This window comes from Variovorax sp. PBL-H6 (assembly GCF_901827155.1).
In the GTDB taxonomy this organism is placed as follows: Bacteria; Pseudomonadota; Gammaproteobacteria; order Burkholderiales; family Burkholderiaceae_C; genus Variovorax.
Map to the genome: position 1 here is coordinate 809304 of NZ_LR594660.1, position 16651 is coordinate 825954.

Annotated in this window: 13 protein-coding genes; all 13 read right to left on the bottom strand. The window is 62.2% G+C overall.

Translation table 11 applies throughout. The features are described from left to right. Positions 1 to 38: 38 nt before the first annotated feature. A complete protein-coding gene (locus tag G3W89_RS32535) occupies positions 39 to 1604 on the bottom strand; it encodes a type II secretion system protein GspD (protein WP_162570706.1) in 1566 nt (521 codons plus the stop codon). A 12-nt stretch (positions 1605 to 1616) separates the two neighbouring features. Beyond that, on the bottom strand, positions 1617 to 3497 hold the full coding sequence (locus G3W89_RS32540) for a hypothetical protein (protein ID WP_162570705.1): 1881 nt from the start codon (positions 3495 to 3497) through the stop codon (positions 1617 to 1619). 255 nt (positions 3498 to 3752) lie between these two features. Beyond that, on the bottom strand, positions 3753 to 6779 hold the full coding sequence (locus G3W89_RS33140) for a conjugal transfer protein TraG N-terminal domain-containing protein (protein ID WP_197893624.1): 3027 nt from the start codon (positions 6777 to 6779) through the stop codon (positions 3753 to 3755). Between the two features lie 14 nt (positions 6780 to 6793). After that, the gene (locus G3W89_RS32550) at positions 6794 to 8470 is read right to left on the bottom strand and encodes a conjugal transfer protein TraH (protein WP_068673546.1); all 1677 of its coding nucleotides are present in this window, start codon (positions 8468 to 8470) and stop codon (positions 6794 to 6796) included. Positions 8471 to 8507: 37 nt separating this feature from the next. Continuing rightward, entirely contained in the window at positions 8508 to 9533 is a 1026-nt protein-coding gene (gene traF, locus G3W89_RS32555) for a conjugal transfer protein TraF (RefSeq protein WP_162577754.1), read from the bottom strand. Positions 9534 to 9654: 121 nt separating this feature from the next. Then, positions 9655 to 10395: a hypothetical protein gene (locus G3W89_RS32560; RefSeq protein ID WP_162570703.1), complete on the bottom strand. Its 741-nt coding sequence runs from the start codon at positions 10393 to 10395 to the stop codon at positions 9655 to 9657. A gap of 136 nt (positions 10396 to 10531) precedes the next feature. Next, entirely contained in the window at positions 10532 to 11017 is a 486-nt protein-coding gene (locus G3W89_RS32565) for a hypothetical protein (protein WP_162570702.1), read from the bottom strand. A gap of 112 nt (positions 11018 to 11129) precedes the next feature. After that, on the bottom strand, positions 11130 to 11972 hold the full coding sequence (locus G3W89_RS32570) for a DNA topoisomerase (RefSeq protein ID WP_068673554.1): 843 nt from the start codon (positions 11970 to 11972) through the stop codon (positions 11130 to 11132). A 4-nt stretch (positions 11973 to 11976) separates the two neighbouring features. Further along, a complete protein-coding gene (locus G3W89_RS32575; RefSeq protein WP_068673556.1) occupies positions 11977 to 12501 on the bottom strand; it encodes a S26 family signal peptidase in 525 nt (174 codons plus the stop codon). Beyond that, positions 12498 to 13019 (bottom strand): hypothetical protein, encoded by a 522-nt coding sequence (locus G3W89_RS32580; protein WP_146039478.1) that lies wholly within the window; start codon positions 13017 to 13019, stop codon positions 12498 to 12500. The genes G3W89_RS32575 and G3W89_RS32580 overlap by 4 nt, the downstream gene beginning before the upstream one ends. A gap of 59 nt (positions 13020 to 13078) precedes the next feature. Beyond that, a complete protein-coding gene (locus G3W89_RS32585; RefSeq protein WP_102905903.1) occupies positions 13079 to 15691 on the bottom strand; it encodes a TraC family protein in 2613 nt (870 codons plus the stop codon). Positions 15692 to 15730: 39 nt separating this feature from the next. Continuing rightward, positions 15731 to 16369, bottom strand: coding sequence for a type IV conjugative transfer system lipoprotein TraV (gene traV / locus G3W89_RS32590; RefSeq protein WP_068673560.1), 639 nt, complete (start codon positions 16367 to 16369; stop codon positions 15731 to 15733). A gap of 16 nt (positions 16370 to 16385) precedes the next feature. After that, entirely contained in the window at positions 16386 to 16649 is a 264-nt protein-coding gene (locus G3W89_RS32595) for a disulfide isomerase DsbC N-terminal domain-containing protein (protein WP_068673562.1), read from the bottom strand. Between the last annotated feature and the right edge of the window lie 2 nt (positions 16650 to 16651).

Below are 16651 nucleotides of genomic sequence, written 5' to 3' on the forward strand. Positions count from 1 at the left end.
GTTTTCTTCCTGATGTTAAGAAGCATGCGGCGCCCCTGTTAGAGCGATTCGCTCATGATGATGTCGTTGTCGGTCGGAGGAATCACGTTGGCGCGCAGCAGGATGACGACCTCCTTCGAGGTGCTCTTCTGGCCGGTCGTAGACGCGATGCTCGTGTCCTTCACGTCCTTGTTGTAGCGAATACCGCCCAGAATCAGCGTCTTGCCGCTTTCGGCCACAACGCGCATGTAGGTCTGCTTGTTTGACTGCGTCGGGGCCGTCAGCGTGCCGTTCAGGAAGTTCGAAAACGAACCGACCGACGACAGCACCGGCAGCAAGGTGATTTGCACCGAGCTCTTGTTCACGACCGAAGGCACCGCCGAGAAGCTCACGCCGTCGATGGCGAACGAGACGGAGCCAGACACCGTCGGCGCGCCGGCGGAGCCGCCCGTCGTGGTGTTGTTCGTCTGCTGGACGCTGCCCAAGTAAGGAATCTGCGTACCGTCGAAGTACGTCGCCGGGTTGTTGTTCAGCGACACGAGCTTCGGCTGCGACACGATGTTGACATCGGTGAACTGCATCAGCGAATTGATGATGGCAGCCGAGCTGGCGGTCGTGCGGTAGCCGCCGAGGCTTCCCTGGGCTGCGGCCGACGCGGCGGAGCCAATGAGCGAGCTCATGTCGCCGCCGGCGGCCTTGACCGCAGCGGAGGCGAGGTCGGAGCTGCCCCCGGCAAACATGCCGCGGCTGGCGCCGTTCAGCACGCGGCCCCACTGGATGCCGAGGCTGAAGTCCTTGGTGAGTGAGACCTCGATGACCGAGGCTTCGATTTCCACCTGGGTCATGGCGTCGCGCGCGAAGTTCTTGATGAAGTCGCTCATGCGGCGTAGCGCCTGGGCGTTGCCCTTCACGGACACCACGCCCTGGTCCGTCACCAGCACCTCGGCATTCTTGCCGGCCATGTCGGACATGAACTTAATCAGCGCCTTGCCGTCGGTTCCTTCCTTGCCGGCGATGGTGAATTCGGCCTTCAGCGAAGTTCCGCCGGCGCTGCCGCCACCGCCGCTGCCGCCCGAGCCACCGCTCGTCGAGGCGGAGGAATTCGCGGGGTCACCGCCCACGTTGTACTGGGCCTGCAGGCTCTTGAAGACGGCCGAAGGAAGGCGGAAGTTGTAGGTGGCGTTCTCCGCGATGTACAGCGTACGGTTGTCGCGGTCGAAGACTGCGGCGTAACCCGCAAGGAACGCGGTGGTGCGGATGGCGTCTTCGCTGAAGGAGCCGTTGAAGTCCACGGTCACCTTGCGCATGGGGTCGACGCCCTCGCCGTAGGCGACGGAGTAGCCGAGCTTCTTCGACAGCTCGCTCACCAGAGGCGCGAACGGCGTGCTGGCCGCCTTCACGTAGACGTCGCCACGCTTGGCAGGGGCTTCCGTGCGACGGAAATCGTTCAGCGGCTCGGTGATTTCGCGCACGCTTCCGCTGGCCCCCTGCTTCACGAAGTCCTTCACGGCGGCGGCAGCGCGTGCGTCCGTGATGTCCTTGGCCTGCTGCTGCGTAGCGAAGGGCGTTGCGCAGCCCGAGATGAGGGTGGCAACTGCAGCAGCGATGAGAAGTCGTTTCGACATGAATGGTGCTCCTTAGAAGTCGAGTGCCGCGTCAGCAGGCCGAACGACGATGTGTGACTCTTGTTTGTAGATGTCTGCCGACACGCCAAGCGGCGGCAGGATGTTGGCGAGGACCTCGCGAACCGAGGCACCCTTGTAGGTAAGCGACCGCTTGGCCTCAAAGCCGCCGTCGACCTTCCATTCCATGGTGTAGCCGTTGGTACGGGCGAACCGGACGATGGCGACCTCCAGCGGTTCACCTTCGTTGACCACGAGTTCAAGTGCGGCGACTGCGGCAACCGGTGCATCCGTGGCGCTCGGCGCGCCAGCTGCAACCGGCTGCGCGCCTGTACCTCCGAGGACCTGACCGACCACGCTGCCGCCAGCAACGACGTGAGTCCCGGCGGGGTCTGTATTCCCGGGCGCCGCAGGCAAGATAGCCTTGGCTGCGAGGTTCGGATAATCGCTACCCGATTGGGCGACTGCCATCAGGACGCCTTGTCCTGTCGGGATGTCAAGCGACACAGGCGAATAGACGCCCATGGCCTTCTTGAGGAGCGTCATGTCTTCTTCGGCCGAGTTGCCGAGCAACGTGACAGGACCGCGTAGGGTCATCTCCGGCGCTGCCCAGACCAGGCGAAGGTGGAAGCGGTTCGCGATGCTTTGCGCGACGGAGCGCGCCGAAGGCTTGTTCAGCGCGACGGCCTGCGTGTAGACGAAATCTTCCGTGTCACCGATGCGGGCTCCGGGAGACGGCAGAAGTGTGGTCGGAGCGGCATTCAATGCTTCGGTCATCTGGGCGGCAAGCGCGATGTTCACGGGGGGCTCTGCTTGGGCGACGGCGACCGGCGCCTCGGGGGAGCGGGCAGCCGCAACAACGGCAGGCGCGGCCAAATGCCCGACAACGGAGGTTGGAGCCGCGAGTACCGGGGCTGGCACGGTAGCGTTGAACGGACCAGGCTCCGCAGTCACAGGCGCAAGAGCGGCACGAACCGCCGCCGAAGTGGCCATTCGCTTCTCAGCGGAGGGCCGCTCAATAGGCGCAGTCAGCAGGTCATGCTGCTGTGACGGCCCAGCGGAGGGCGCCGCAACCAGGTCAAGGCCGAGAGCGGGCTTGAGGACGAGCTTGTCTTCCAGCACGGACAAAGGGCCGGACGTCACGGCCCCGACCGGGGCGGTCCCGGTGCCTGTCGTTGGGGACGCGCCGACGACCTGAGCGGGCTCGGCCTTGGCAAGGACTTTTTCCGCGGGCTCGGGCGCATCGCTCACGGCGCTCGAGGTGGAAGGGCCCTGAGCGACCGGTGCGGCTCCCAGGGAAGCCGTGCCACGCGTTTCGACAGCCCTGCCGGTCACGTCAGACGGCCCCAACGTCACCGTTGCAAGCGGCGCGTCGAACGTGGTATTGGAAGTTTTCTTGCGCACTGCGAATTTGCCACCGGCTGGCTCTCCCGCAAGAGGAGTCGCCAAGGCAGCGGAGGACGCAAAGCTGGCCTTCGAAGCAGCATCTGCGGCCGTAGCGGCGGGTGCCCCTGCCGCGAGAGGTTCCGTCTTCAGGTGGTTTTGGGACGAAGCGGCGGTGCTTGCCACCTTTTCAATGACGCCGACGGCGAGCGGCTTGGGTTCAAAGCGCGGCAGTGGCGTGGTGGCTGCTTGCAGGACTTCCGCACGCTTTGCGCCGTCATCCAGTGCCGCTTCGGTGGTACGGAGGTAGACAGACTTCGACGACCAGTCGACGAGCACGTTGATGTTGGAATCTTTGGCCAGGTCGGCCAGGACGGAGGTCCATTCCTGGCCCACCTTCCACGACATCGACTCAGGCAAGGCGGCGGGTGGCTGGACATAGGTCCGCCAGCCGGCGGGAACGACCGTACGGAGCCCCTTGGACGTGGCAACGCCAACGCCATAGGTCTTCATCACGGATACGCTTTGCTCGGGCTGCCCCGATTGCTCCAAGCTTGAAGCAACCCCTGTTTGGCCAAACAGGGTAAGGGCGGCCCCTAGCACGAAGGCGTGCACAGGACGGGTCATGCAGGGTCTCAAGAGTTTGCAGTAGACCCCGTATAGGGAGCGCCGGTTTATATTCGCCGCGCGTCGGCCTAAAGCAAAAAATGGGGCACCCTGCAGGTACCCCTTTTCTTCGTGCCCGCCAAACCTGGGGCCGTTGTTCGGTCAGTCCAAGAATCCCTTGTCGATTTTTTCCATTCTCATGTTCCTGCCGGCGTTCTGTGCAAGTGCGCCTACCGCAGTGTTGGAAACCTTCGTTTCGTCCCGACCCGTCTGATTGGCCTCGGCCGTTCGCTGGGCTGTGCGGTTCGTCTCCTGGGTCCGGTTATCGAGTTCCGCACCGGTGTCGTTTACGAACTGGTTATAGGTCGGTGCGACGTTCGGCATGTCGCCAGCAGCGCTGCTCGAGCCGGGGCCAAATGCACCGCCGCCACCGCCGCCACCGCCGCCACCGCCGCCACCGCCGCCACCGCCACCACCGCCGCCGCCGCCGCCGCCGCCGCCGCCACCAGCGCCACCGCCACCAGCGGGAGCACCTCCGCCTCCGACACCGAAATCGAGGCCGGTCCCTCCGCCGGTACCAAAGGCGCTGCCGCCACTGCCACCGAATGCGCCGCCACTGCCGCCTACGGCCGCAGAGGTCGTATTGAAGTGCTCAGCGCTTCGTGAACTGAGCTCGTTGAACCTCTCCCTAATCTCTGCTGCAGAGCCCATGCCCCGCGCGGCTTCGACTTGCGACATCAACTGATTTACGCCGTCGAGGGTCATGCCGCTGCTGAACGAAGCGGTACTGGTCAGGGACTGCATGTGCTCAAGCCCGGCGGTGACGCTCTCGCTGCGCTGTAGCGCTTCGCTGGCGGCCTGACGGAAGGCAACCTGGTTGTCATGGCTGCGCATCATCCCGATGACTTCTGCGTCGCTGCGAGTCACCGTATGGGTATTCCCCGAAGACGCCGTCCCGGATTCCTGCTTCGAAACACTGCTCGCCGTGCTCGTGCCGTGGGCTGCTTGGTCCGCCTTGTTATAGGCCTCTTGCTGCTCCGTTTTCGTATTCCCGTTCATGCCGGCCGAGGCGCCGGCCTTGATAGGCGAGATGCCTCCAGGCATGCCAACTCCGAATTCAGTGCTCGCCGTCGTGCCCATGCCCTGTCCCCGCTGCCCGCTTGAACTGTTCGTGCTGCTGCTGCTGGCCGAAGTGTTTTCTCCGGCTGAGTTGCTCTTGGTAACCTGTCGAGCCATTTGCATCGCCTGGTTGTATGCGTCCGCCGTCATCACGCTATGGTCGCCCTTTTGGTAGCGGCTCATCGCGTCGACAGTCGAAGCCGTGTTCTCCTTCATCGATGAGAGGTTGTGCGAGACGGACCGCTGCTCCGCCAGCTTCTGGCCAATTGACTCGCTCAGCTGCTGCTTCGCGTCCACCGTCGCTCCGTGCATCGAGGCACTAGAGCCGCCCGCTGCCTGCACGACGTCCAACGCACCCGCGTTGGCAAATGCGTTCGTGGCCTGGAACCCGACCGCCGAGGACATCGCGGTGTTGAATTTGTTGGCACTATAGTTGTCCATCGACATGTTGTTCATCGAGAGATTGCCTGACGCTGCAGCCGCACCCGCCTGGCTAGCGAACTGGGACCCCACGCCGCTCGAGATGAATTCGGTAAACGCCATGGCGCCCTTCACGATGCCCCAGGTAATCATGGGCACCATCGTTCCGAGGAACTGAGCGGCAATCACCATGTTCTTGGTCTTCTCATTGAACGCGCCCTTGCTGTTCATGGACAGGCCGCCGTCGACATTCAACACGCCGGTGAAGGACTCGGCCGCGAAAGATGTGATGACGAAGTTGATGATGGCGAAGCACGGCATCCACAGCGTGAGCCAAATGAGAATCTGGGCGTAGTTCTTGAAGATGCCCGCTCCAAGACCGGGCACTAGAAGTGCGACGATGATGAGGGGAGTGATGGCAAAGATGAATGCCTGCAACACGGTGAAGACGTAGCCCATCATGTTGTTGAAGGTCGAAAATGATGCGACCCACGCGGACTTCTGCGACGCTTCAGCCTGCGAGGCGCTCGCTGCCTGCATCAACTCGCTGTTGCCGGTTTGGGCGGCTGCAGTACGGAACGAGCCAGTCATGGAGTTCAGAAAGCCCTGCTGCAGGATGTAGCCGCTCGGGCTGCTGAAGCCGGAGGCCACCGAGCCGGGTGCGGCCGCTTGGGCCAGCATGGAACGGAACGCCGTCTCAAACGGAACCATGATGCCTGCCTTTTTCCAGGCTTCTGCACCGCGTCCAAGCATTGCGGCAGCGTGGGCGTTCATGTCCTTTTCGATATTGTCGTACGCCTTCTCGCAAGTCTCTACGGTGCCCATGCCGCCCAGCGTTCCGCCGGGCGTAGCCGCTCCGCCCTGGTCGGGGATAGGGAAGTACGTTGTCATGATGGACTTGTGCTGGGCGGACTTGTAGGTCTTCATGAGGTCGTTGGTGCGCAGCAGCGCGTCGACGCCAGTCAGCTCGCCATCCTTTCCGGGGCCCTTCAGCTTCAACAGGGCCATTGCAGGCACGACGCAATCGGCCGTATACGCGGACAAGGATTGCTTGAGGGCCGGGTAGCTGAAGCCGTACTCGTTCGACTCCTCAACCATCTTCGCAAAAAGGTTGAACTGACCCGCAGCTCCGCCCGTGAGCTTGAACTCAGCCGGAACCGAAAAGTAAGTCTCGAGAGACTTGGTGAAGTACTGCCCGACCTGTGAGGTCAGCGCGGAGGGAAGCGCCACCAGTGCGGGGACGCCGGTGACCACCCAGGAATCCTGCTGGCCGGCTTGATTTACGACCATGTCGTGCACCTGCACGTTCACGACAATCTTCGTCGTGAACAGTGTCACCATCCAAACCAGGAAGATGTAGCCAAACATCTTCATCAGGTTCTTGCCTGGGTCGAATCCGGCCTTCACCGCCAGCACCAGGAAGCCAAGGGTGGCCATCAGGAGCAGCAGGAGTGTGAAGCCAGAGTCGCCGGCATCCGGCACCATGAGCATTTTCACGCCCATCATGATGTCGTAGATGACCCGGCCATTTCCGAAGACGATGAGGTCCCACGAGTTGCCGTCGATGGGGTTCAGCGTCGACGGGGCGGCCAACGCGAGTCCCGGAGCAAGAAGCGCGGCCACAGCGAGAATGAGGTAGAGGAAGGGCATTGGTGCCTCGTCTTTTAGTTGCCGGTCGGCTGATTGCCGGCGCCGGTCGGGCTGAGGGAGCTGGCGAGGCCGGCAGCCATCTTGTTTTGTTGCAGCAGTTCGCCACTCATGACTTGCTGCTGGATTGCCAGGTTGATTTGGCGAATTTGCTCGCGCATGCCTTGCTGCGCGGCCATGTTCGATGCGATGAGGTTCTTGCGGGCCTTCGCTTCGGTCTTGGCAAAAGCCAGTGTTTCAATGACACGGCGAACCTGTTGCTCGTTCGTACAGCTTCCGCCACCCATGGTGCCGTCGACACGCAGGAACTCTTCCAGCATCGTGCCTGCTGCGCTTTCTGCCACCAGGATGCTCAGCGAGTCGAGCAAGTCGGCTGCGGCGACGGGGTACACAGCGGCCGCGTTGACGGCCTGGTACAACGGGTAGGGGGCTGCTTCCATGAGGTCGATGATTTCCTGGTCCATCGGCTTGTTATTCCGTACGTTGTCCACGGCGGTGGCCAACTGCTTCGCGACCTGGGGCAGGAAGCCCACGCCACTAACAACGTTGGCTTCAGCGAAGTCCTTCAGCACCAGCTTCTTGCAGGATTCCGATTCCTCGCACACCATCAGCCGCTTCAGCTTCAGGTTATCCAGCGACGCTCCGGAGTCCTGCTTGGCTCCCGCAAGTCCATCGAAGAAGGCCTTGCAGTAGGAGATGACGGCCGAGCCGTTGACCACCTTTGAGAAGGCGCTCTTGTCGGTACCACACATGAAGGCGCCGGTGATGTCCTTAGCCTCAACTTGAGGCGGGCAGAAAACCATCATCTGGCCATCGGCCTCGCTTGGCTTCAACGTGCCGTTCGGAGTTTCGCAGGATGCCTCCTTGTCCCCTACGCGCAGGACGACTCCCATCATGTTCATGATGACGGTCTTGCGTGCGTAGATTTCGTCGTCAGTACCCTTGAACTTGTACTTGGCGCCGCCGAGCATTGCCCAGGTAACGTTGCCCACCCCGAGCTTGCACTCAAGCTCGGACTCTTGGCTTTTAGACTCCTTGGACCCCCCCGCCGTGCCCGGGTTGGCCTGCTTCACCGCCTGGGTCGAGCCCACGATGGTGTTGCATTGCTTGCTGATGGAGGACAGGAAGTCAGCGCTGGTACCGCTGCCAGAGGTCGTTGTTGCTCCACAGAGCTCCGAGGCAAAATCGTTCGGCTCCCCCTGGAACTTCTTGGCGGCTTCCATGCCGAGCTTGCACGCGTCGATGGAGAGTCGTGCCGCGACCTGGGCGGCATTCTTCAGCTGCTGCACGACATCGGCGCACTGCGGGCACAGGGATTTCAGGGTCAACATCGTCACGAACCCTAGCGCAGCGCCCGACGCGATGCTCTTGACCAACTGTTCGAACTCTTGGCTCGAGATGAAGGAAAAGCCGCCGAAGAAGGCCGATACGCCGTTGCACCCGACGGTGACCTTGGGTGGCGTGAACGAAAACAGCTGCGCCGACACGTCCTGCTTGGGCATCCGCATTTCTAGACCGCCCGCGATGAATGTGTTTCGAGCGGAGGATTCGTAACGGCCGCCTTTGTTGACGGCGGCAACTCCGCCCTTGGACAGCAGATTGCCAAAAGCGGCTGTGAGGTCGCGAGCGGATGCGAACGGCGCCTGCAGCAGCATCGAGGCTGCCAGGAAGAGGATGACGAGTTTGCGCAGCATTGGAGATTCCCCGTGATTTGGTCTTATAGGTACGCGTTCAGTTTTTACGCCCGAGCAGGTCATGGATAAGTTCCTCGGACACCTCCTGGCGTTTGCCTGCGCCTACGCCCGTCGAGAGGTTCCCCGTCGGCCCTTCGTCTTTCCCGAAATCCACGGAGGGCCGGCCGTCCTGCCCGTTTTCCACGCCCTTGAGCAAAGCCGTGCGGTATGCGGTGAAAAACTGCATTGCGCGGGTTGCCATGGAGTCAGCGTCGGTGATGCCGGTGGCAATACGAATCCAGGTATTGGGCTTGATGTAGAGGAAAACGGTGGGAACGGTAGCGACCTGAAGGGCCTGCGCGGCCTGGATGGCGACTTCGCCGGTCAGGCAACCCTCGACAAATGGCGCGATGCATTGGCCGTCGAGGCTGGCGTTACGGATGGGCAGCTTCGTACGCTCTTGCATAATCCGCAGCGGCTCGGCCATCTGATGGCAGAAGATGCAGTCGCTGCGCGAGAAGAAGACGAACATTCCGCCTTCGTCGCGTGCCACGTCGAAGATTTCGGCCTCTGAGCCTTTGCGCACCTCGGTCATGAGTCGCAAGCCCATCGCCGAGATGGGCTGCGCTGCCGTCGGGTCCAGTTCGGGGTTTTGGACCATGTTGTACCACCAGAGGTTCGTCACCTCACTGGTGCGCTCGAGCACCCAGCGCATGTAGTACTGGAAGGCTTCGACAGCCTGCGGGTCATTGTTGGAGACCACCATACGCTCCATCAGGGCGTCGCGCTGCTTCGCCTGGAACTCGAAATCTTGGCCTGGGTGGACGAACCCACAGTCGGCCGACCAGGTCGCTTTCTCCTTGCACTTCTCTTCCTTGCTCTTCTCAGCCTTTGAAGGTTGCGCCACGGGCTCAGGCTGGGGTTGAGGAGCCGGTTCCTCGAGCTTCGGTGGCTCCTTCTTCTTCTCGAAGTACCACCAGCCCTTCTCGGCCTTGGCGCGAGCGTCCGCGGCCGCGTTTTCCTTGAAGGTCGAGCTGGACTGGGCATGCGTCAACCCGGGCAGCGCAAGGGCGACGGACAGCAATAGGACGTGGAGAGGCTTCATTAGGCTGAGGTGGGTGAGCTTGAGCCGTGTAGCTCTGCCGTTTAAACAAAAGAAAAGGCCTGCCACCAGAGTGGCAGGCCCAAAATCAGGCGTTGAGGCGTCAGGCCGCCTTCTTCTCCAGGAACCCAGCCTGCTGCAGCACGTCCAGGCGCAACTGCGCGAGCTGGCCCTCCTCATTCAGGAATTCGAAGTCCACCGGGTGGTCCAGGAGTTCCGTCTCGCTCGGGTGAGCGGCCAGGCCGGTGACCTTCCGCTCAGCCGCATCTCGGGCTTCCAGGGCGGGCCGGCGCACGCGGTGCAGCACGCCACCGATTGACACCACGAAGAACGCCTCGTTCTTGAAGCGGACGTCCGTGATGACGAAGCACTTTCCGGGCTGCGCGTTGACGGCCGCACGCACCTGGTCGAGCCAGTACGAGTCGTACCCATACTTGCTCTTCCGGCGGAACTCGGTTCCCCAGAGTTGCAGCGTCCATCGTGGGCTTCTAGCCGCTTTCAGGACACCCCTCGTGCGGCGTGCCGAAACGTGGGGTGTCAGCTCACCGGTCTTGAAGTAGTGCAATGCAGCGTCGCGCAGGCTTCGGTCGCGGGTCGCAGACTTGAGCGCAATTTCCACAAAGTGGACGCTCACGCAGCGGCTGAGCGCGAGCGGCGTTTGCGGCAGCTCCTTGGACTTGCGATTGCCCAGGTACTCGACGGTCGTGCGGAACGCATCAGCCGCCTCCTGGTAGAGGGTGTCGGCGAAGCCAATGCGAATGAAGCCAAGCTCATTCACCAGCACCGCCGCGCATGTATCTTTGCCGGAGCCCCGTGCTCCCAGCATTCCGATGATTTGGCGCATATATGACCTCCAAAAGGTTGCGGGTCGTATAGCGACGGCTTTATCCGGTGCGGTTTAAGGCGCGCCCGGCCCAACGAGTGAACTGCTGCCAGCAAGAGAAAGCCCCGCGATGCGGGGCTTTCGAGGAATGACGGGGTTAGGCCACGGCCTCCATCGCCAGGGGGCGCAAGCTCGTTATTCGATAGCGCCGCCTGTCGTCCAGCACTACGAAAGCGCCGATGCCGGTCTTGTCCATGTGAAAACAGGCGTCGTTCACCAGCCCGGGCAGGTCAGAGATTTGCCGGTCGGAAAGCACTCCGGAGGTCGGAAATTGCTCGAGGTCGACCGCTCTGCCTGACACCTTGCTGTATGAGAGCGGAACGAACCTGACGCTGCCATCGCGCTGCGCCAACGCCAAGGTGACCTCGGCTTCGAAGCAGTAGTGGGTGTTCGGTATCACCCGGAGTTCGATGCGGGGGAGCGGAAGCCCCGACTCGTCACGCGGAAGCGGTTCGTGCCGCATCCAGTCGACGCCAAAGTCGATTTCTCTCTCGAGTGTGCGGATGCGCTCTTCGGCTTCCTCTAGTTCGACGTCTTTCAGGTCGAGCAACTCTTCCAGTCGAGATTCGGTCGCGGTTGTCATGTTTGTCCTTGTGATGATTGCCCCCTTGCACAGGGCGTTGATGTCCTCCCGGTGTAGCGACCCAAAAGCGAAAGCCGGCACGGGGCCGGCTTTGCATGCGGAGGCAGGCGAGTTACTTGCTGATGTTCTCGTCAATCCAGCGCGACAGTTCGCGGCCGTCCTTCAGCGCGTCATCAGGCACAGTCAGGCCCTTCTCCTTGGCGATGCGGCCGGCGAACGCAATCTGCTTTTCGCTCGGACGCATGGCCGCGTCCTTGTTCTCGTCGATGAACGCCTTGCAGGCGTCCCAGTCGGCCATGACGTCGTCAGGGACCTTCTTGCCGACCTTGTCGGCGATGCGCTTCGCGAACTCCAGCATCTTGTCGCTGGGTTTGTTCGCACGTTTGGGGGTGTCAGTCATGCTTGATGAGCCTTCAGTTGAGGAGGTGGATGCGAGGCGCATTGAAGGCGCCACTTGAAATATAGAAACCAGCTGTCGCACGTTGTCTGCGACGCCGGCTTCAAAGGCTTTGCCGCCACCTGAAACGGCAACGCCATCAAGTTCTGCTTGCCAGCGTGCCGTGAGCGCAACGTCCGTGAGCTCGGGCATGATGGATTCAAGCCAGGTGATGAAGTCGAGACCCTTCGGGGTCGCGGTGATGGTCTTTCCCGAGGCCTTGATGTACTTGACGGCCTTGAGCTTCTCGATGGTTTCCGCACGGGTCGCGGCAGTGCCGATGCCAGAGGCTTCCTTGGTCCTGATGGCCTTGCGAAGAGTCGCGTCTTCCACGAACTTCGCGGCGCCCTTCATGTCGTCGAGCAGCGTTCCCTCCGTATAGGGCTTGGGGGCTCGCGTTTTGCGGGTCTTCAGTTCAACGCGAACGACGGTCGCCAGCTCGCCGTCCTCGAGGAAGGGCAGGCGCTGCGCCTTTTCATCTTTTTCGACGTCTGCTGCGTCAGCTTTCGCGGTGGCCATGTGGTTACCAGGTCAAGAGGGGAACAAGGGTGCGGGTGAGGCGCTCGTGGGCAATACGTCCCAGGTAGCGCGAGTCGAGGCTGTTCGTGTGGGCGGGTGCCAGCAGCAGGTACTCCCCGCGGGGAATCGCTCCGGCCAGGCCCTCTGCACGCGGCATCGGGCGTCCGCGGCTGTCGGCCGATGCAAAGGCGACGTCGGCGTGCTTCCCCGCAGCGGAGGACACGCGAAGGGACGCATCGACCTCGACCACGTCACCAGGCAAGCCCAGCGCGTACTTGCACAGCTGAAACCCATCGGGGAAGTAGTGGCGCGCCTCCGCCCAAGTCGGTGCCGAATAGGCGAAGCAGCCAATCTGACCGCGCACCAGGGGCGTCGTTGTCGCCTCGGTGGACAAATAGAGTCCCCGTGGAATCGATGCGGTGACGTTCCAGGACAGCGAGTACGGGACGACCTTCACGTACACATGAATCGCCAGCACAGAGCATGCGAGGATGATGAAGAAGCGCTCGAAGGCGTCGCGCGAAATCACGGGATAACGCTTTCACCGCTGGGGGCCACCGTCGTCTGCGGGCGACGGCTGGTCAGCGGCCCCATCAGCATGGTCGGTGCAACGTCCAGCGTGTATGCCACGGCGTCTCGCGTCGGGGCATTGGTCGGCATGCCGAGTTTCTTCAGCACGTCGTCGGTGATGTCGCGCGACACGCCGTGGGCCACCGATTGCTTCACGAGCACCAGCGTGCCCTCCCCTGCCACCTCCTCAATGGTCTTGCGGGTGCGTTCGGTAAGTCCCAGGAGGATTTCGTTCGCCTCGGCGACGTCCGCGCTGCCGGGCTTGAGGAACGCGGAGGCGACTGCGCGCTGCGCATTGGCAAACTTCACCACATCGAAGGTCACCGCGTTCACCGTGGATGTCCCGCCGCCGCCTTGTCCCAACGGAGAGAAGCGCAGCAGGAGCACTACGACCATCACGGCAAGCAAAAGCGTACCCCCGAGATAGGGAGCGAGCAGCTTGAAAATTTCGCCTTGTGAAGTGGTGTCGTCGTTCATGTTCACGTCTTGAAAGCAAACGCCCGGCATCGCCGGGCGTTCTGATGGACTCTCGCGCGTCAGGCGGCGTCTTGGCCACCCCACATTCGCGCGTAATCCTCCATTGCCAGCTTGTCGATGGCGTCCTCCAGCGTCATGCCTGACTCGGTGAGCTTGTTCAGCCTGATGATGTCGGTCGCCCTCGACGAGAACGTGTAGTAGGAGTGTTTATCCGTCACGAAGCGGTACACGCCCGCGCCGGCGTCATTGCGCACGAAGACCTCGGAAAACCCCTCGCCGGATTTCACGGACTTGATGAGCTCGATGGTGGCCTCGTCCGCCGAAATTCGCTTGTGGTCGACCGCGTAGTCGATGGACTCCTTCTTCTGGTGAAGAATGAACTGCCACGCGGCGTTTTCCACCGCAGCCATTGCTGCCTCGGACTTCGTAAAATCCTGGAAGGACTGCGTGATGACCCCGGCGACGCCGTTGTACTTACGCATCCGGCGGAAGGCGGTTTCGATGAACTTGCCGGTGCTGAGGCCGCCCATCAAGTCCCAGGCTTCGTCGATTGCCAGCAGCTTCGGGAGGGCCCGGTCGGAGAGGTACATCTCCTTCGTGCACTGGAACATCACCAGCTGCAGCACGACCGACTGGAGCTGTGGGTCCTGTTTGAGCTCTTCGAGTTCAATCACGACCAGAGGCTTGTTGAAGGAAACCTCACGCGGGCCGGTGAACCACGCGCTGTAGCGGCCATGGGAATACGCCATGAGCTGCATCGCGAGCTGGTGGGCCAGCTCCGGCGACGCGCCGTCCCAGACTTCCAGCTCTTCGACGACGTGCTTGAGTTCGGTAGCTGCAGCAAACTTTCGCCATGCCTTTTCGACCACGATTTCGAGCAGCTGATACTGGAACTGAGGCACATCCTCCGACTTGGTCAGGGGGAATGCCATCAGGCGCAGCAGCTCCTTGAGCATCGGCATGAGCTCGTTCAGGTCATCGACGGTGTTGATGCCGGTGAAGGGGTTCATCGACCGCGGCTTCTCCGCGTCGAAGACCAGGTTCTCACCGCCCATGACGGTACAGAAGCGGTGGTACGACCGCCCCACGTCGATAATGCGCGCGATACCGCCGCGGGAAAGGAAGTCGCAGACCAGCTCGTTGGTCAGGAATGACTTGCCCGAGCCAGAGGCGGCTACCACGACGAAGTTGTAGTTCGTGGAGTCCTTCCACAGCAGGTCGAAAGTTGCAAGTTGGCCCGAACGGGAAGTCAGCAGTAGGCCCGCGTGCTCCGGACCCGTACCGCGCCAGTCACCCTGGACTTGCATCATGGAGGCCGCGTTGATGGAACTCATCAGCCAAGCCCGCTGCATCCCGCGGTTCGGAGGGTCCATCGCCGGGACATACTGCAACGGCAGCGACGCGATGAACACCGGCAGGGAGATGTAGGGCTCGTCAGAAATTCGGAATCCGGCGCCTCGGAAAAAGCCCTTCACGCGCTCGGTCTGCTGTCGGGCCTCATCGGGCGGCGTGTACAGGTTGATGCCCGTGTAGGCGCGCACCAAGCGGTGCCCCTTGCTCGTTTCCTTGAGCAACGCTTCTGCGCGGTCCCGACGCTCGTAGAGGTGGCCCATCATCGAACGGAACCACTGGCTCTCAGACATCGTCTGCTTGTTCAGCATGCCGAACTTGCCCAGCAGGTCATCCTTCGAGTCATCGGGATGGAGAATGTGGACCGTCGTGTATGCCCAGTATGGACACGTGATACGGTCGTCCCAGGACATCGGGTCCCCGAGGGTGCGCGCCATGCTCGGCAGGTAGTGCGTATGGGGCGCCGCATCGACCGTGAGGCAACTCACGACAACGTCAGGCACGTGCTCGCCGTCCGCGTTCGTATCCCCTGCGTGCTTGCTGAAGCCGATGCGGCCGTCGCGCAAAACGCTGACACGGGTATTGCGGGACATGAGGTCCGCCGAGACCGGTTGGCCAGGCGTCGCCTCGAAAATACGTTCGGAGGGCTCGAGGTGCGGATTCAGAAGCTCCCAGAGCAGGAACTTGATGTCGACCTCAGCCATTTCCATCGATTGCATGCCCACGGCCGACAACGCGCTGGCGACCGTGTTGCGGCAATCACGCATCGTCTGGCGAAAGGCACGCATTTCGACTTCGCTTTTCACGTCACCCGTGAATGGAACGCGCGCGGCGACGTACCACTGCATCATGCGCGGATGCATGCGCGTGCGGGGCAGCATCGATGGGCCCAGGGCGGTGGTGAGCAGGAAGTCGCGGCGGCGCTCAACGATTTGTCGCAGTAGCGGGTTGTTCGTTTTGGCGAGGCGCGCGTTCGCCCAGGTGTTCACGAAGCCCTCGACCTGCGGGGTCACGAGTTTGCCGAATTGCAAGACCGACTCGGGCGGGAGACCCACCATGGCGGCCTCGATAGCACCTTCGGCGTTCACGCCGGCGACATTGAGCGGTGAGATGGCGAGCAGGAAGCCGATGGCCGGCCCGTGCCCGTCATCGAGGTACATGAAATTCGTCTCGTCATCGAAGAACCGATACGTGAATAGCGACGAGAACGATTCCCGGTCGGTCATGGCTGCCGCCGCCGACATCGTGGCGGGGACCGCCATGGGGGCGTCCGGCTTTACGAACGCAGTGAGGCGCTTGAGCAACTTGCCTGCTTGTTTCAAAGATATCTCCTACGTGGGCTGTGGTGGCGCTGCCGACGTTCAGTTGAGTCGCTGGTACGGTTGCGTAATGCCGTTCGATGTCGAAGGTGCAGGTGCTGACGAAGTTGTCGTTCCGGTAGCCGCCTTTGACTCGGGCGGTTTTGACGGACCGCTCGGCGTCGTGGCACGGTTGGTGGAGTTCACTTCCTTGGGGGTGAATCCCAGCTGATTGGGCTTGGTGGGCTCAAACATCCCGCCTGCGGCCGCTGCGCCAGGCTTGGTCAGGCTGCCGTAGTTCCAGGCGCCAGGTGTGGCGAAGTACGTGTACTCGCCAGACCGCAGGTTTCCGTCGGCATCGACGTACGGCGCAACCCAGACGCGCATTACTTTCGGTTGTTTGAACACCGGCAGCCCCTGCTGCGCCGCGTCGGGCATGTTCGACGCTTCCCCGCGGAAGAATGGCTGCGCAGCCTCAGGCGACTGCTCGCCCGTCTTGGCGGTGCGAGGCTGGCTTTCAAAGACGGATTGTTTGTGATTGCCTGCGCCCTTCCCTTTAGTCGAAAGCTTGTACGCATCCTCCATCGAGGCGCATTTCGCGGCGGGCACATCGGCGAGCGCGCATTCGTATTCGACGTGGCCCAAGCCAGCACAGGCCGACAGCAAGGCGGTCACGGAGGCAGCAATAAGGAGGCGTTTCATAGGAACTCCGGGTCTTTCATTCATTCGTGTCGGTGGGGTCCATCTGGCGGTCCAAGCCCTTGCCAGTAGCGGTGTCGAACACCACCCCCATCAAGAAGTAGCGAGCGGACTTATCCGCATAGGCAACCTCTCCGTTTTCTAGTTGCAGCGTGACGAGCCCTGGCACTGCGGCGGGCCACGCCTTCAGGAAGCGGGTGCCGCGCAGGGTGCCGCGCAAGCGCGAGAGAACCTCGTCCGCTTCAAGCTGAGTCAGACGCCCGCCAACTTCGGCGGCGGGCATCA

Excerpts from the sequence above, each read along its gene's own strand:
- G3W89_RS32560 (WP_162570703.1), bottom strand. The coding sequence starts at position 10,395 with ATGCGCCAAATCATCGGAATGCTGGGAGCACGGGGCTCCGGCAAAGAT.
- G3W89_RS32580 (WP_146039478.1), bottom strand. The coding sequence starts at position 13,019 with ATGAACGACGACACCACTTCACAAGGCGAAATTTTCAAGCTGCTCGCT.
- traV (WP_068673560.1), bottom strand. The coding sequence starts at position 16,369 with ATGAAACGCCTCCTTATTGCTGCCTCCGTGACCGCCTTGCTGTCGGCC.
- G3W89_RS32535 (WP_162570706.1), bottom strand. The coding sequence starts at position 1,604 with ATGTCGAAACGACTTCTCATCGCTGCTGCAGTTGCCACCCTCATCTCG.
- G3W89_RS33140 (WP_197893624.1), bottom strand. The coding sequence starts at position 6,779 with ATGCCCTTCCTCTACCTCATTCTCGCTGTGGCCGCGCTTCTTGCTCCG.
- G3W89_RS32595 (WP_068673562.1), bottom strand. The coding sequence starts at position 16,649 with ATGCCCGCCGCCGAAGTTGGCGGGCGTCTGACTCAGCTTGAAGCGGAC.
- G3W89_RS32570 (WP_068673554.1), bottom strand. The coding sequence starts at position 11,972 with ATGGCCACCGCGAAAGCTGACGCAGCAGACGTCGAAAAAGATGAAAAG.
- G3W89_RS32565 (WP_162570702.1), bottom strand. The coding sequence starts at position 11,017 with ATGACAACCGCGACCGAATCTCGACTGGAAGAGTTGCTCGACCTGAAA.
- G3W89_RS32540 (WP_162570705.1), bottom strand. The coding sequence starts at position 3,497 with ATGAAGACCTATGGCGTTGGCGTTGCCACGTCCAAGGGGCTCCGTACG.
- G3W89_RS32550 (WP_068673546.1), bottom strand. The coding sequence starts at position 8,470 with ATGCTGCGCAAACTCGTCATCCTCTTCCTGGCAGCCTCGATGCTGCTG.